The sequence below is a fragment of the Helicobacter sp. T3_23-1056 genome (assembly GCF_053654535.1).
Window position 1 is genome coordinate 214,944 of the sequence record NZ_JBSIUU010000001.1, and the last position, 14,188, is coordinate 229,131.

At 33.0% G+C, this 14,188-nt stretch carries 18 protein-coding genes and 1 pseudogene; 14 read left to right on the forward strand and 5 right to left on the reverse strand.

The window, feature by feature from the left end; genetic code table 11:
• Positions 1-61: 61 nt before the first annotated feature.
• The 11 genes and pseudogenes from ACWIUO_RS01000 (at position 62) to ACWIUO_RS01050 (ending at position 6,332) form a co-directional block, all read left to right on the forward strand.
• Complete coding sequence (locus tag ACWIUO_RS01000) at positions 62-238, forward strand: hypothetical protein (RefSeq protein ID WP_454176084.1); 177 nt, start codon at positions 62-64, stop codon at positions 236-238.
• Positions 210-1,751, forward strand: coding sequence for an ArnT family glycosyltransferase (locus ACWIUO_RS01005; RefSeq protein ID WP_454176085.1), 1,542 nt, complete (start codon positions 210-212; stop codon positions 1,749-1,751). The genes ACWIUO_RS01000 and ACWIUO_RS01005 overlap by 29 nt, the downstream gene beginning before the upstream one ends.
• Positions 1,752-1,780: 29 nt before the next feature.
• Positions 1,781-2,187 (forward strand): annotated as a pseudogene (locus ACWIUO_RS01010) (hypothetical protein).
• Between the two features lie 136 nt (positions 2,188-2,323).
• Entirely contained in the window at positions 2,324-2,881 is a 558-nt protein-coding gene (locus ACWIUO_RS01015) for a hypothetical protein (RefSeq protein WP_454176086.1), read from the forward strand.
• A 42-nt stretch (positions 2,882-2,923) separates the two neighbouring features.
• Entirely contained in the window at positions 2,924-3,151 is a 228-nt protein-coding gene (locus tag ACWIUO_RS01020; RefSeq protein WP_454176087.1) for a hypothetical protein, read from the forward strand.
• 105 nt (positions 3,152-3,256) lie between these two features.
• Positions 3,257-3,748: a thermonuclease family protein gene (locus ACWIUO_RS01025; RefSeq protein ID WP_454176088.1), complete on the forward strand. Its 492-nt coding sequence runs from the start codon at positions 3,257-3,259 to the stop codon at positions 3,746-3,748.
• Between the two features lie 84 nt (positions 3,749-3,832).
• A complete protein-coding gene (locus tag ACWIUO_RS01030; protein ID WP_454176089.1) occupies positions 3,833-5,140 on the forward strand; it encodes a HipA domain-containing protein in 1,308 nt (435 codons plus the stop codon).
• Positions 5,137-5,460, forward strand: coding sequence for a hypothetical protein (locus tag ACWIUO_RS01035; RefSeq protein WP_454176090.1), 324 nt, complete (start codon positions 5,137-5,139; stop codon positions 5,458-5,460). The genes ACWIUO_RS01030 and ACWIUO_RS01035 overlap by 4 nt, the downstream gene beginning before the upstream one ends.
• A 51-nt stretch (positions 5,461-5,511) precedes the next feature.
• A complete protein-coding gene (locus ACWIUO_RS01040) occupies positions 5,512-5,763 on the forward strand; it encodes a hypothetical protein (RefSeq protein ID WP_454176091.1) in 252 nt (83 codons plus the stop codon).
• Positions 5,760-6,029, forward strand: a complete 270-nt coding sequence (locus tag ACWIUO_RS01045; protein ID WP_454176092.1) for a type II toxin-antitoxin system YafQ family toxin — start codon at positions 5,760-5,762, stop codon at positions 6,027-6,029. The genes ACWIUO_RS01040 and ACWIUO_RS01045 overlap by 4 nt, the downstream gene beginning before the upstream one ends.
• The gene (locus tag ACWIUO_RS01050; protein WP_454176093.1) at positions 6,030-6,332 is read left to right on the forward strand and encodes a hypothetical protein; all 303 of its coding nucleotides are present in this window, start codon (positions 6,030-6,032) and stop codon (positions 6,330-6,332) included.
• Between the two features lie 38 nt (positions 6,333-6,370).
• Here the strand turns inward: ACWIUO_RS01050 and ACWIUO_RS01055 are convergent, their stop codons facing one another.
• From ACWIUO_RS01055 to ACWIUO_RS01075, 5 genes are all read right to left on the reverse strand, one after another.
• Positions 6,371-6,997 carry a hypothetical protein gene (locus ACWIUO_RS01055; RefSeq protein WP_454176094.1) on the reverse strand — a complete coding sequence of 209 codons (627 nt, stop codon included), beginning with the start codon at positions 6,995-6,997 and terminating at the stop codon, positions 6,371-6,373.
• A gap of 68 nt (positions 6,998-7,065) precedes the next feature.
• Positions 7,066-7,236 carry a hypothetical protein gene (locus ACWIUO_RS01060; protein ID WP_454176095.1) on the reverse strand — a complete coding sequence of 57 codons (171 nt, stop codon included), beginning with the start codon at positions 7,234-7,236 and terminating at the stop codon, positions 7,066-7,068.
• A 166-nt stretch (positions 7,237-7,402) separates the two neighbouring features.
• Complete coding sequence (locus ACWIUO_RS01065; RefSeq protein ID WP_454176096.1) at positions 7,403-7,711, reverse strand: hypothetical protein; 309 nt, start codon at positions 7,709-7,711, stop codon at positions 7,403-7,405.
• The gene (locus ACWIUO_RS01070; RefSeq protein WP_454176097.1) at positions 7,704-7,973 is read right to left on the reverse strand and encodes a hypothetical protein; all 270 of its coding nucleotides are present in this window, start codon (positions 7,971-7,973) and stop codon (positions 7,704-7,706) included. Before ACWIUO_RS01070 ends, ACWIUO_RS01065 begins: the two co-directional genes overlap by 8 nt.
• Before the next feature lie 76 nt (positions 7,974-8,049).
• Entirely contained in the window at positions 8,050-8,559 is a 510-nt protein-coding gene (locus ACWIUO_RS01075) for a hypothetical protein (RefSeq protein ID WP_454176098.1), read from the reverse strand.
• Between the two features lie 439 nt (positions 8,560-8,998).
• Between ACWIUO_RS01075 and tssM the strand changes: the two genes are divergently transcribed.
• The 3 genes from tssM (at position 8,999) to ACWIUO_RS01090 (ending at position 14,073) form a co-directional block, all read left to right on the forward strand.
• The gene (tssM, locus tag ACWIUO_RS01080; protein ID WP_454176099.1) at positions 8,999-12,541 is read left to right on the forward strand and encodes a type VI secretion system membrane subunit TssM; all 3,543 of its coding nucleotides are present in this window, start codon (positions 8,999-9,001) and stop codon (positions 12,539-12,541) included.
• On the forward strand, positions 12,538-13,437 hold the full coding sequence (locus ACWIUO_RS01085) for an FHA domain-containing protein (RefSeq protein WP_454176100.1): 900 nt from the start codon (positions 12,538-12,540) through the stop codon (positions 13,435-13,437). The genes tssM and ACWIUO_RS01085 overlap by 4 nt, the downstream gene beginning before the upstream one ends.
• A gap of 120 nt (positions 13,438-13,557) precedes the next feature.
• Positions 13,558-14,073, forward strand: coding sequence for an Hcp family type VI secretion system effector (locus tag ACWIUO_RS01090; protein WP_454176101.1), 516 nt, complete (start codon positions 13,558-13,560; stop codon positions 14,071-14,073).
• Positions 14,074-14,188: the final 115 nt, after the last annotated feature.

Below are 14,188 nucleotides of genomic sequence, written 5' to 3' on the forward strand. Positions count from 1 at the left end.
ATAACCTAAAGATGCTTTAATAAATATGCTATAATGAGCTAATTTTTGCAAAGGAATCCAAATGCGCTCATTTTTCACAAGTCCTTTAAATCGTCAAAATAACTCAATTTACGCATTATTAGCGTTACTTTTGTTTATCCTAATCGTGCGCTTAATTAGCCTAAATTTCTACCCGCTGATGAACACCACAGAGGCACGATACGCGGAAAATGTCGCGAAAAATATTAGAGCTAAATGAATGGATAGTGCTTTACTACTACGACTATGAGACGCCATTTTGGGGCAAACCGCCACTTAGCTTTTGGGCGAGTGCGGCGAGTATGTGGGCGTTTGGTGTGAATGAATTTGGAGCGAGATTTGCGCCATTTTTCTTTGGGCTACTTTGCTGTGGGCTATTTTTTGCGTGGATTTTTAGGCGAAATGACGGTGAATCGTGGGCTTTGCGCCCTATTGCGTGTGCGGTGATATTATCTACCACAGGGATTGGATTTGTCGCTAGTGGCGCAGTGATGACAGATGAGGCGTTGTTGTTTTGCGTGATGCTGTGTATGATAAGTTTTTGGCGGTGCTGTGTGGGCAATTTGACTTTGGGTGTGGGCAATTCATTTCTTACGCAAGATACTAGAATTACCGACAATTTTAATGAATCGTCATTGCGATGCGCACGAAGCGAAACGATTTCAACGAAGCAATCCAAAGATTTGCCAAAAAACAACCACATCACACTTTTTGGCTATCTCTTTTTTGTCGGACTTGGACTTGGACTTCTTGCCAAAGGACCGCTTATTTTCGTGCTAGTGGGGCTTCCTATATCTGCGTTTCTTTTTATTGTCCGATGTTTTACGCCATACACTCAAATTTTACACCTAAAAAATCTCCCATTTTTTAGCGGGACAGCCCTAATGCTACTAATCGCACTGCCTTGGTATATCGCATTTGAGGTAAAAAGCGAGGGATTTTTGGAGTATTTTATCATCGGCGAACATTTCAAGCGATTTTTTGTAAGCGGGTGGGAGGGGGATTTGTATGGCAATGCACACTCACAGCCCATAGGCACAATTTGGTGGTTTTTCTTTATCTCATTTTTGCCGTGGAGCGTGGTATTTTTGGGTTTTGTGGCAAAGAAAATCTATGGATTTTTTAAGATTCGCAAGGATTTTGGAGTGCGAGATTTGGCAATGGATTCGGCGCGAATCGCCCCAAACCCTGCAAATATCGAAAATCTCTATTTAGCACTTTGGATTTTAATGCCACTTTGCTTTTTAACATTTTCACGCAACATTTTGGAAGCATACACTTTGCCCTGTGCCCCCGCATTTTGCATACTTATGACAAATTTCATCTTTGGCACAAAGGGAAAATTTAGTCGCGGAATCTGGCTTTTGCCTTTAAGTTTAATGCTAATTTTATGCGCATTTTTGGCAAGTGGCAAGTTAGATTCGCTAGTGGATTCGCGCCACCAAAAGGACATTTTCACGCGGTGGGATGGCGAAGGGCGAATCATATTTTTAGACGCAAAGCCGTCATTTTCGGGCTATTTTTACGCCCACCAAAGTGCCAAAAAACCTTTTAAGGACGAATTTTTATCGCTAAAAAGCCCACAAATTAGCGCAATTTTAGATTCAAATGAAAAAATCTGCATTGCGATGAAAGAGCGCGATTACTTAAAAAACAAAGAGCGATTTGGCAATTTTGCCCCCATTGTCGCAAAAAAAGAGTGGATTTTGCTAAAAAATTTAGGCTCTCTTTAACTTAAGCTCAAACAAAGGAGTCTTAAGTTATGACACACACGATGAAAAACAAGTATATCATTCGTTCAAGAATTAGAAAGGCAAAATTTAGAGAGATTCTTAAATATGTTTTCTACTTCGCTTACGCTTGTAGCTTTGCAAGAAATTTAGATATTGAAGCGGTAAAAATTGTAAAAATTTGTCATATTTCACAAAATTCTTTATGTAAAATCTTTAAGTAAATTAGAATCTTAACCGCAAAAGAATGCGAAAAAACTTCTAAAATGCAAGGTGAAATTGAGATTGATGAAAGCTATTTTTTGCTTCGTTTTCACTTGCAACCGCAAGCAAATTATGCCAAACATAGATTAAGCAAATTCAAAAGAATCAAAAAAGAGAACTTCTTATTTTTCTAAAAGAAACAGAATTTAGGCATAATGTCAAAATTCAAGGATAAGATTTGTATAAAATATTGGCACAAAAATGATAAGAAATAATCCGCTTAAGTTGTCTTGAGCTATGATATTATCTACAAAGGCAGTGATATTATCACACTAAGCAAGGAAGCACAAAAAAGAATAAGGAAAAAATAAATGAACGACATAGAAGTTAGTTATGCAGAGTCAAAGGATTTTACTAGCATAGGACATTTTGAGAATTTTACAAAATACTTATTCAATACCACTCAAAAGCACGAAAACGAGCATACAAAACACAATCTATATTTTTCTTTAGAAAATGGCGAATACAAAAATATCAAAGAGATTTTGCGTTTGTCATATCCTACAAATTTTGATGATAGAAAATTTAGAGAAGTAGCACAACAACGATTATTCAAAAAAGTAAAAACACTACAAAAGCCTTATACGCGCTATGAGGAAATCAAAAGTGATATATTTTACTTAGATTTTGGTGTAGAGCACACTTATGATGATATTTCTCAAATGGTATCTAGCCAAATCAAAGATATTGTAGCTATGCAACCTGATGAAGTAAAATCTATGCGCAAATCGTTTGTGTTTTGTGCGCTCCATCTAAATCAATCAACACCGCATTTGCATAGGCTTTTTGTATTGTCAAATGAATATATCGCTAATTTTAGATTTTTATACCAAAAGTCGTTCCTCGACACTCATAAGCGAATATGCTAAAATGGTGTGCAAAATTATAATTTATTTTGATATAATGCGGTTATGAGTAAAAAAGAACGCACTAAATTTTCGTTAGATTTGACAAAGAGCTTTATATTTGCTCTTTTAACTGCGCTATTTGGAATCATTGCGTTTGTTGTGATTAACATAAACACAATAAATACATTTCAAATAATAGCTTCCGCACTTGGCGCAGTTGTAATCATTGTGATATTTGTCTTTACTATAAAATATCTTTTGAAAAAATTAGATGAATTGGAGAAATTATAATGGCTGGCTTAATATTGGCAATTTGTTTGATACTGATTTTTGGAGCTTTATCGCTATATACTATTAAGGCTGTTTGTAAGTAAAATAGCTTAGCAGTAGGTTAAATTGAAATACATACTCAAAAAACCTCTATTTGCTATTGTTTTTGTGGTTATTGTCTTTGTCTTGGCATTTTATGAGGAAACTACGCCACCACAAGAAATGCAAGGCAAAATCTTAAAAGTCTATGATGGCGATACCATCACGATTTTAAGCAACAATAATGAACAACTACGAATTAGGCTTTTTGGATTAGATGCGCCAGAATCAAAACAGAATTTTGGTAATATTTCAACACAAAACTTACAAGCTCTTTGTCCTGTGGATTCGCTTGCAAATATCAAAATTAAGGACAAAGACAAATATGGACGCATTGTTGCAATAGTGTTTTGCAATGGCGTAAATGCTAATGTAAATCAAGTAAAAAATGGCTTTGCTTGGGCGTATGCGGAGTATTCTTATAGATATATTCCTTTAGAAATGCTAGCAAGAATCCAAAAAAAAGGTTTATGGAGTGAGCCAAATCCTGTGAAGCCTAGCGATTTTAGAAAAAAATGAAAAAATACAAAAAACTACTAGCAGTGTATATTGATATGGAAGCCAACGCTGCGCTACTTAAAGGCGAATGATAAGGAAAATATTATGAAATATTTGCTAAAAAATAAAGACAAAGTTGTCTTAGAATTTGAGATTACCATTATTCAAAAAGATTTTGAAAATACAGGTAAAGTTATCGTTTCAAATATTGCCAAAATAAATATTTTTGATACTAGATTGTTGCCAATAGGTATAAAAACAGATAATGTAGAACAGAATTTAAAATCGTGGATATACAACAGAAAAGCCCCTGAAAATAGGGCATTTGTAGAAAAATTAGTTGCCACATACAAACAAGATGACAAAAGCGAGGAATTTATGGATTATGTAAAGGTATCCTTAGCGTTATCCCTTAATGATTCTTATTGGATTGTGCCAGCAGATTCTAATTATGAATGGAATAAATACAATTTGTATGCAAATAAATTTGATGAAGCATTAGCTTTAGTAGCTTTTAATGGAAACTCTCATAAAGTAAGTGGAATCACTAGCTCGCCAGAATATACAACAGAGGGAAATCTAAAAAAATGTTGGCATAGAGAAAATGGACAAATTTATCTTTACAAGGGCTCAAATAGACACGAAATCAATCGAGGCAAAGAACCATATAGTGAATATTATATGGCGCAAGTTGCAAAAGCATTGGGTTTTGAGCATACGCCTTATGATTTGAGAGGGTTTCACGGACAAGTTGTAAGCACTTGCCCACTTTTTACCAATGAAAATGAGGGATATTTATCTATTAGTCATTTTGTGGATAGAGATTTTAACAAGCAGGATAGATTTGAAAAAATAGAATCTATCACAAAAACCTATAACAGCGATAAAATGGCAGATTTAATGCTTTTTGATTCTCTTATTGGCAACTCTGATAGACATTTAGGCAATTTTGGAATGATTATTGACAACAACACAAATGAAATTTTACGCCCAGCACCAATATTTGATAATGGATTTTCGATGATAAATTATTTGCAACAAAAAGAATTAGGCAATATACAAGAAGTATTGGCGCATAAAAAATCATATTTTGGTTTTAGTTTTAATGAACAAATGCAAAGATTTGTGCGAGAGCGACATATTCCAGCCCTAGAAAAACTAAAATCCTTTGAATTTACAAAGCACAAAGATTTTAATTTGTCTGATATTTGGCTAGAATCTATCCAAAAGACCATACAGGAACGAGCGGAGTTAGCCTTAGATTTTTGTATGAAAGCCCAAACAGCACGCGAGCAACTAAACGCAATGCCAAAACCTCACGCAGCAAAATCTCACAAAAGCGCATATAGCGAGATTTTTAGCGTGAGCGTGCGCGATATGCAATCTAAATCTAAAATAAGGAAGCAAAGATGAAAAACGAGCAACCAACGACTAAGAAAAAATACGATATTTACACGATTCTTTACAAAGAACAATATAGGCTAAAATTAGGCATTATCCCGCTTGTTTTGTCCAAAATCTCTATCATAGCGGGCATTGTATGCTTTTATTATTTTGATTTGCAAAATGCGTTTTTTATTTATGGGATTTTGCTTATCACTTACTACAAATTCGCATTTAATCAAACAAAAGATGGACAACAGCTTGATAGTTTTGTGTATGTTTGGCTGGCTAAATTTAATAAGGTTTTGCGAGCAAAAAAACAGCACAAAATAGACAAATCTGCATTATAATTTGACAGCTTGAATGCGACCACATTTTTTACAAAAAATAGGAGAATATGTATGCAAATAACATTACAAATCGCAAACGCTGATGACAATTTGCTAAAAGCCATAAAAAGTGTCATAAATTTGCATCCACACGCAAAACTAAAAGTAAAAAAAAGCCAAGATGTTACTGCTAATGGTTATTCCAAAGAATTTGAAGATGAAATCTTGCAGGATTTAGAATTTATCGAGCAACAAAGAAAAGCTGGAACTCTAAAAACTTACAATAGCGTAAATGAAGCTTTTAAAAGTGAGGGACTAATTTGACATACAAACTCCATTTGACAAAGAAATTCACTAAAGATGCAAAAAAACTTACAAAACAAGATTTGGAGCATACTATGAAAGTTTTGCAAAAACTTTGCAACAATCAACCTCTTAGTCCTAAATACAAAGACCACGCATTAGTAGGCAATTTGCAAGGAGCTAGAGATTGTCATATCAAACCTGATTTAGTTTTGATTTACAGATACAATCAAGATATGTTGGAATTGGTTGCTTTGCGTATTGGCAAACATAGCAAGGTGCTGTAAATGAAAAAACTAACAACAGGGATAGCGGCATTATTGGTAAGTCATAGTTTGACATTTGCTTGTCTTTGTAACACGCAAATCAAAGACGCCTTTGATGGTGTGAAAGACTATGTAGTAGATGATTTGTATAAGCCACAAAAAAGCAAGGTAGAGGATATAACCTCTGTGCTAAAAGAAAATATCAAAAAGATAGAAACGCAAAATGAGGAGCTAGAAAAACTAATCGCAGTAGAAAAGAAAAAAGCACTTCAATACGAAAATATGATTTTTTTACTAAAACAAAGATTGAAAATGCTTGAATAATCAAATGCCTAAGCAATACCGCTTAGGCAAAGTAAATGCTAGAATTTATACGCATAGCCTAGCATAAATGAGTTATTGCTGTAATTGTAGTAGTTGATATGGTTAAAACCTTTGCCACTTGTTTTATTTCTAGCACTATATCCGCGATATTTATAAGTAGCAAACACCATATGTCTAGCATTGAAATAATAATGCAAGCCTGTATTCCACATATACGAAAATTGTGTGCTAATGTTTAAATCGTGATTGATTGTGCCAATAGCACCACCGCTAACATTCACGCTGACTTTATCAAAAAATGTGCTACCCTCCAATCCTATGGGGGTAAAATGCCAGCCAAGCGTATGCTCACCCATATTTAAAAAATCCCACAAAAACTGCGCTTCTGCACCGTATTGAATAGCGTGCGAACTAATCGAAAAAGTAGCAGTTGTATGGCTATAATAAGTATAATCTGTTATTTCTGTATTGTAGTTTGTATAGCCGATATGCCCGCGCACACGCACGCCGAAGTGAAACCACGGTCTATCATAAAAATACCATTGATACCCGCCAAATACATTAAGCGGAATCGCAGTGTGGTCATTCCAATTTGAGACAGAACCTTGATAAGTAGGGTTTGTGTTGCTACCATTTGCTAAATCTCTAGTGGTATATATAGACATTCCTGCATACGAATACGCCCCACCAAAGCCGATTTCACCGCCGACAAAACCACCTGTTTTTGGCTTTTTTATGCCGACTTTGTATGGGTCATTCCACGCATTATTATTGCCCCCCCCCCATTAGATTTTTGTGTAGTGGGTTGAGTGTTGTTTGTGTTTTGAGTTGTCTCCTCCGCATTGATATTGCCTAGCATTGCAAATACTGCAAATGCAACAACTAACTTAACTTTTGTTTTCATTGATTATCCTTTTCTTGTTTGATTCAAGTTGATTGATATGTAGCCATACTCTTGTTGCCAATGCTATTATTAGCACGATGATATTATGCTAGATTCATTTGTGTCTCCTTTGTCTTGGTTTATTTTGCTTCTCTTTGGTGTCTGTTTGCATTGTGATTTTTCAATTTCATTGCAAATAGCCTCGCTTTGGTAATGGTGGAATCTTGCAGTTTATCCCATACAATCGAATATGCCAAAAATGCCAAGACTTTTTATCAAACCAACCTGCTTGAGCATTTTTAAGTGTTTCTTTTAGAATCTTATCGCTAAATTCGCATACTTTCTTAAAGCTATCGATATTGTTAGCGTCTTTCATTGCGCTAGCTATGACTCGCAAAGGATTATTAGCAATAATTTCATCTTTTTTCTCCCACCAAACATAGTGTGCAAAATATTCCAAAAGATTCTTATCTGCTACTGAAATAGACTTAAGCATTGCTTAACACGCCTTTTTCTATAAGCAGTTTTCGCAAAAAATCTGAACCGCTCGCAATGTTGTTTGTATCCAAATAATCAAGGAATTTCATATAATCCTCCTCAACCAAACTCAAAGAAAAAGAGCGATATGCTTTTCTCTGCCCCAGCCTAGCGCGTCTTGCATTTGTCGGTGTTGTCTCTGTGCTTGCAGTCGCTTCGATGACTTCTGCGCCCTTGCCTAGATATTTTAATGCCTCTGTGTTAATTCGTTTGTTACTCATTTTTTATCCTTTTTTTCAGTTTTGTTAGTTTAGCAAGTATTTATTTACATTGTCATTAACAATTTAATATTATTGACTAATGCAAATTTTCTACTTCTTCACAAAAAGCTAAAATCTCATTCTTAGCAGCCACATCACTGCTTGTGCGAATTTTTGATTCTAGCACGCCTTTGCCTGTCGTTGGGGAATATTTTATCAAAGTCCTACCACGCACAATACTATCCATAAAAGCGTAATGCTTAGATTCTCTAAAAGGGTCTAGTATAGAATCTATGAGCTTTACGCTTGGATTTAAGCGATTTAGCACCAAATGGGCTTTGATAGTGAAATCTGCTTTAGATTTTCTAAGCTCTTTTTCTATATCGCCTAAAATCTCATCAAAACTCATAAGCCGCATTATCTCAAATGGCGCATCACTAAGTGGCGTAATGACTTTATCACTCATCGATACTGCGATACGATTAAACGCGCTATCAAATCCACCAGAATCTATGATTAGATTTTCATTTATATGAGAATCTATAAATTTGATAAGCGAATCAGTAGAAGCAAATGTTTTTATGTTAAAAGGCTTGCTATCGTGCATAGCCCTCAACTTATTAGCATTGCTTATGCTATTTTGCCCATCCAAATCTATATTGGTTTGTAATTATCATAGTTTGTTGTTTTGGAGTTTTTAATATTTTGGATTGCAGTATAGAACTGCTGGGAGAAGATATAATAGTGGCAGAAATTGTCATAAATGAAAAATATGCAAAGTGAATGTTTTATATTACGCAAAGACAAAATATGGATAAATTAAGGGGAGGGTGGCTGGAGATAGTTTAAGTTGAATTGAATCTAAACAATTTCAACGACTTGTGTAAATATTTAAATTTTTCAACTAAAATTTTACCATTTCATTTCACTATGTTCCTATCCATCGTATTTTTTATATTTTAGTGTCTTTATTCATAAAACATAATATGAGGATTTTGTAGAATATTTGAGATTCATACATTCAGGCGAGGAAGGTAGATTTAGCCGTGTTTAAGAAAGTGCTAGGGATTGTTAGGAAAGAGTGGTTTATTATTTTGGTGCTACTTGCGCTATTTTTTATTTTATGTGTGCTATTTTGGATATTTGGACCATCTATATCATTTAATGACATTCATATTTTTGGTAGCCCATATTTAAGGTTTGGAATCATACTTATATCGTGGATTACTATATTTTTGGTATTTTTTCTTAAACCTACGATGGAGTTTTTTGCCTCGCTTAAAAGCGAAAAAAATGCTCAAATTAAGTCTATAAAAAAAGAATCTAGCGATTCTGTGTTTAAAGCAAAAAGGAATTTTTTTATTGCCCTAAAAGATGCCAAACTAACTTGGAAAAATAAAATTAAGTTTAAAAAATTGCCTTTGATTATTATCATAGGCGAAGAGGGTGCGGGGAAAAGCACTTTTATCAACTATTCAAACATAGAATATCCCTTAAGTGATACCTTGCAATCGTATAAAAAATTTCATCAATCAACAAACAATTTTTCCTTATATGTCTCTAAAAGTGGAGCATTGCTTGATACGGAGGGTAATTATTTTTCACAAGAAAAATTTTTTACTCCCACAAGTAGCGATGAGATTCCAGAAGATGACTTGGATAAAAACAAAGATTTTTTGATAAAAAAACATATTTGGAGTAATTTTTTACATTTTCTAAACAAAAACTTATTTTATAGCAAACTTAATGGTATAGTCTTGGTGGTAGATACACAATCATTTCTAAACAACACCAAAGAATATTCACAAAACATTATTCGCTATCTTGTAAGAAGAATAAATGATTGTGAAAATTCTCTTAATGTTAAATTGCCCATATATGTGGTTTTTTCTAAACTTGATTTATTGGGCGGTATGAGAGAATTTTTTGAAATTTTTAATGAAAAGATGTCCAATATGGCTTTAGGCATTAGTTTTGATGATAAACTTAATGCTGATTCGTTGGATAAAAATTTTAAGCAGGTGAGTCAATCTTTATTGCTGAATTTTACAAGCAAAAATCACTTTTTGCCTTCCATAGACAGCAAAAACAAAGCATATTTATTTTTAAAGCAATTAGATAATCTATTTGCATTAGCAAAGACTTTTATTTTAGAGATTCAAAAAGAAAATACATTTAAAAACAATTCGTTTTTAAGAGGTGTATATTTTGTGAGTGCCTATCAAGAAAATATACCTAGAAATTTCTTACTTGATAGTGTGTGTGATAAATATAATATTAAAAAAGCAATAGCCAAAGTCCAGCCATTGCACAATCAAAATAAACAAAGTTATTTTGTAAAATCTTTGTTAGAAGATATTATTTTTAAAGATTATTCGTTAAGTGGTATGAGAAATATATTTAAAAAATTTTCTACGCTATTGTTAGGTTTTGTTATGTGTTTAGGTGCCTATTATTTATCGTTTTATTTTATTGCTAAAAATAAAGCAGAAAAACAAAAAGCTGAAAATACTCTAATAGCATTACGATATTTATTAAATGATATAGACCACACAAAGCTTAATGTTAGGGAAAAGGCAAATTTATTGGCAGATTTAAAACTAATTTTAGGTGCTTATCCAGAATTATCAAAAAGCAATAATTTAATTCAATATCCAACGCTAAATATATCTTATAAGGGATTCATAGAAGCAAGAGAATTTTATGATAAACTAAATGAAATCGTGCTTAAAGATACTTTACTTGCTGAAATGGAATATGTTTTGCAAAATAGCAAGGGCAATAAAGACAATTTGATAAAAACGCTATATGTTTATAAGTCTTTATTCGACCAAGAGTATTTAAACAAAAATTTGATAAAAATATGGGTTGAAGAAAATTGGCTTTTGCTCGAAAAATACAAGATTTCCAAAGAAAATTTTTTAAGCGGAATTGATGATATTCAAAAAATCGATATAGAAAATTTACATAGAAATAAAAACATAATTTCATTAGCCATAAGAGAACTACATAGGACAACAAGCAAGGCACAAAGAATGTATGTTTTATTTATTTTTTTAAATGAATATGACGAATTTTATATGATTAAAGATGAATTAGGTTTTGCTGCTAATAGCGTCTTTGCTGAATCTAGCAATATAGATTCTATAAATAAAATCTATACAAAAAATGGGCTAATGGCTTTTTTAAAAAATCTTAATCAAAATATAGATAATATGCTAAGTATAGAATCTTGGTTGCTCGAATCTATTGATAATTTAACCAAAGAAAATAAAAATATGCTTGTTGTAAATATACTTAAAATGCACTTGGTGGAATATCAAAACAAATGGGAAAACTTACTTATGAATCTAGCACCAAAGCAGTATGCCTCAAAAGAATCTATGCTTAATGAGCTAGATGTTTTATCCAAAAAAGATAATCCTATACTAGCCTTAATTAGAGTTGTTAGCAACAATACAAATCTAAACGACCCACTTTTGCTTAGAGAGGCTTATAATACTGCGCTTAATGCTAGGGAGATTAAAACACATTTTACCAACATTGCTAACTACTTTAGTGCTTATCATAAAATAGCACAACAAGATTCATTGCTAAGTGCTGGTGCTTCGGCAGTGGGATTAAATATTAACAATGATGAAAAAGTTATGGAAATCATTAGCACGGATATTAAAAATATACAATCAAAAATTATAGATTTTCGCACAAGCAATACTCAAAGTGTTGATAGTAAAATCACCTACGCGATTAATGGTGAAAAAGAGCAAGACGACCCCTTTGCAACTTTTGCTAATGATATTAAAAAATTGCCAAGTGCAATAGAAAAATATTATGCAACTCTTTATACTTATGCGTGGAATCTCATAGAACTACAAGGGATTGATTTGTTTAATGTAGTTTGGGTTAATGAAGTTTGGACGCCTTTTATGAATGATATTGCACCTTTTTATCCATTCAATAACAGCAGTATGAATAATCTAAGCATAGATTCACTTAAAGGATTCTTTGGGCACACAGGAACTTTAAATAAATTTTACAATAAATATTTAAGCGCGGTTTTGTCAAAAAAAGCAGACACATATATATTAAATACGCAATTTGGCACTAAAATCAATTTTTCTAAAAACTTTTTAGATTTTATGAGAGCTAGTAAAAAATTCTCTGATTTGTTGTTTGATTCAAACGATAATATAAAACTTAATTTTACACTGCAAAGTTTGGATTTAAGTAGTGATTTTTCTTTTGTGGAATTGCAATACAATAACCACAATATGAAATATGACCACACACTACAATCTACCTTGCAAATTATCGCAGAGCAATTTAGTAGTAGCACAAGTTTGACATTAAAAGCCATCGATTATCATAACTCAAAAATCAGCTATGACAAAATTTATAGTGGTGAGTGGGCTTGGTATAGATTCTTAAAAGAAAGTCAAAACAGCGATTCATATAATGTTATTTTTAATAATAATGAAAAATTATATTTTGATTTTAAAGTAACTGGTGCAAATGAGGTGCGACAAGTGCTTAAGTTGCCACAACAAATAAAAATTGTTGAGCACATTACAATGGGAGAAAATAGATGATAGAATTAGATAATGAAGAAAAAATTGGCGTAATTATCGAAAATTTAGAGGCAGTTTCTTCAAAACAAAAAGCTCATATTTTTGACACAGAAGGTGGATTTATAGGTAGCGATTCGCAATGCGATTTTTATGTCCAAGACAAAGATAAAAAAATACACAGCAAACATTTAAAGATAGGTTTTGAAGAGGGATTTTTTACTATTTCCCCGATAGAAGATGCGCCCATTTTTTATAATGAATCTTTTTCTAAAATGCAAGGTGGTTTTGAAGTAGCAATTAACAAAGGCGATGTTTTTAGAATCGAAAATGTCCAATTTCGCTTTGTGGATTCTGCTGAAATTGATGATGAACTACTAAAAAGCAAAGAAAGTCTTAATAATTTGGAGCAATATGAAGAAATAGATGATAATTTATTGCAACCTAGAGGTAAGGTTGCTTTTACTTTTCAGGAAAAAGAAAATATAAGAGAAATTGTTGAAAGTAAGGCAGATTACGCATTTATGGAGCAAAAAGAAAGTGATGATTTTTTGAATCAAGATAGTAATCAAATCATTTTAAATACCACAAATATACTACACATTATTGATAAAATGTTGAGTGAATTAAAACAAGAACAACAACATATCATATTAGATGATAAATGCGAGCAGATAGAAGATTTGGAAACAATCATCACAAATACACCGCTTATAAAATCTACAAAACTTATAAATATCCTTGCTTTAGGGATAATAAGCAGGGAGTTATACAGCCCTATATTTGAAATGATAAACAGAGATAAAAAAGACGGCTTTGCAAAATACATTCAATCTGCTATTCAAAAAAGCATAAAAGACGATAAGCATAGCTTTGAATCCCTAATCATAAGGGCACTAGAAAAATACCTTCAAAAGTAGCGTTTTTTAACGAACTCACAAAAATTTTCGATCCATATATGTTTTATTTTTATAGTTTTATGTTAGAATAGTCCTGCATTTTAAGATGCAAAAACTAAAAACCATATTAAGGAGTGTATTATGGCACAACCAGCGTATATAAGGATTGAAGGTTCTACTCAGGGACTTATCTCTAGTGGTGCTTCCACAGAAGCAAGCATTGGCAATCGCTACCAAGCGGGACACGAAGATGAGATTATGGCTCAAGAAGTGGCACATATTGTAACCGTCCCCACAGACCCACAAAGCGGACAACCATCAGGGCAAAGGGTGCATAAACCTTTTTGCTTTACTTGCTCTTTAAATAAAGCCGTTCCTTTGCTTTATAATGCCCTGACAAATGGTGAGCGACTTACAAGCGTAGAGGTTCATTGGTTTAGGACATCTACTAATGGAGGACAAGAGCATTACTTTACTACAAAGCTAGAAGATGCCATTATCACAGACATTTCTTTGCTAATGCCAAACGCACAAGAAAAAAGCAATAGCGATAAGACAGAGCTATTTAAGGTTTCTCTTAATTACAGAAAAGTTATTTGGGAGCATACAGCTGCTGGAACAAGTGGTAGTGATGATTGGCGAGAGGGTAGGGCATAAGAATTAGATTTAACTCAATTTAGCTTAATACTACTTGATGAGAGATAAGTTAGATTGAGTCTAAAATTTTACTAAAAATGATAAAAAGTCAGTCGCTTAAGTCGTCTTGAGCTAT

Excerpts from the sequence above, each read along its gene's own strand:
- ACWIUO_RS01000 (WP_454176084.1), top strand. The coding sequence starts at position 62 with ATGCGCTCATTTTTCACAAGTCCTTTAAATCGTCAAAATAACTCAATT.
- ACWIUO_RS01005 (WP_454176085.1), top strand. The coding sequence starts at position 210 with ATGTCGCGAAAAATATTAGAGCTAAATGAATGGATAGTGCTTTACTAC.
- ACWIUO_RS01015 (WP_454176086.1), top strand. The coding sequence starts at position 2,324 with ATGAACGACATAGAAGTTAGTTATGCAGAGTCAAAGGATTTTACTAGC.
- ACWIUO_RS01020 (WP_454176087.1), top strand. The coding sequence starts at position 2,924 with ATGAGTAAAAAAGAACGCACTAAATTTTCGTTAGATTTGACAAAGAGC.
- ACWIUO_RS01030 (WP_454176089.1), top strand. The coding sequence starts at position 3,833 with ATGAAATATTTGCTAAAAAATAAAGACAAAGTTGTCTTAGAATTTGAG.
- ACWIUO_RS01035 (WP_454176090.1), top strand. The coding sequence starts at position 5,137 with ATGAAAAACGAGCAACCAACGACTAAGAAAAAATACGATATTTACACG.
- ACWIUO_RS01040 (WP_454176091.1), top strand. The coding sequence starts at position 5,512 with ATGCAAATAACATTACAAATCGCAAACGCTGATGACAATTTGCTAAAA.
- ACWIUO_RS01050 (WP_454176093.1), top strand. The coding sequence starts at position 6,030 with ATGAAAAAACTAACAACAGGGATAGCGGCATTATTGGTAAGTCATAGT.
- ACWIUO_RS01055 (WP_454176094.1), bottom strand. The coding sequence starts at position 6,997 with ATGTCTATATATACCACTAGAGATTTAGCAAATGGTAGCAACACAAAC.
- ACWIUO_RS01060 (WP_454176095.1), bottom strand. The coding sequence starts at position 7,236 with ATGAAAACAAAAGTTAAGTTAGTTGTTGCATTTGCAGTATTTGCAATG.
- ACWIUO_RS01065 (WP_454176096.1), bottom strand. The coding sequence starts at position 7,711 with ATGCTTAAGTCTATTTCAGTAGCAGATAAGAATCTTTTGGAATATTTT.
- ACWIUO_RS01070 (WP_454176097.1), bottom strand. The coding sequence starts at position 7,973 with ATGAGTAACAAACGAATTAACACAGAGGCATTAAAATATCTAGGCAAG.
- ACWIUO_RS01075 (WP_454176098.1), bottom strand. The coding sequence starts at position 8,559 with ATGCACGATAGCAAGCCTTTTAACATAAAAACATTTGCTTCTACTGAT.
- ACWIUO_RS01085 (WP_454176100.1), top strand. The coding sequence starts at position 12,538 with ATGATAGAATTAGATAATGAAGAAAAAATTGGCGTAATTATCGAAAAT.
- ACWIUO_RS01090 (WP_454176101.1), top strand. The coding sequence starts at position 13,558 with ATGGCACAACCAGCGTATATAAGGATTGAAGGTTCTACTCAGGGACTT.